The 565-nt window shown below is 62.3% G+C and carries 1 protein-coding gene; it reads right to left on the reverse strand.

The genetic code is table 11. The annotated features are described in order from the left end of the window. On the reverse strand, window positions 1-549 hold a 549-nt coding region (locus tag B2A78_RS25445), incomplete at its 3' end, for a nicotinate-nucleotide--dimethylbenzimidazole phosphoribosyltransferase (protein ID WP_205780914.1). Between the last annotated feature and the right edge of the window lie 16 nt (window positions 550-565).

Here is a 565-nt window from a genome sequence, read left to right on the forward strand (position 1 = left end):
CGCCGTACCGCCATAAAGCGCAAGATTGATCGCAGCCGCTATCGTGGTATTGCCGATGCCCATTTCACCGACGCAGAGAAGATCGGTGCCGCCGGCAATCGCCTCCATGCCGAAGGCCATGGTGGCGGCGCAGTCACGCTCCGAAAGCGCCGGTTCACAGGTGATATCGCCGGTCGGGTAATCCAGCGCCAGATCGAAAATCTTCAGGCCGAGATCATTGGCCACGCAGATCTGGTTGATCGCCGCGCCACCGGCGGCAAAATTTTCCACCATCTGCTGGGTCACAGACGTCGGATAGGGCGTGATGCCGTGGCGGGTCACGCCGTGATTGCCGGCGAAGATTGCCACCAGCGGACGGTTGACGGCAGGCGAACGGCCGGACCAGGCGGCAAGCCACATGGCGATTTCTTCGAGACGGCCGAGCGAACCGGCAGGTTTCGTCAGCTGCGCATTGCGCTCCTTCGCCGCAACAAGCGCGTGCGTGTCCGGGCCAGGAAGCTCGCGCAGCAGCGCGCGGAAATCATCGAAGGGCAATCCGCTCATGCTCATGATATCAGTCTCTCTC

The sequence above is a fragment of the Methylocaldum sp. 14B genome, from assembly GCF_002005105.1.
Classification (GTDB): domain Bacteria; phylum Pseudomonadota; class Gammaproteobacteria; order Methylococcales; family Methylococcaceae; genus Methylocaldum.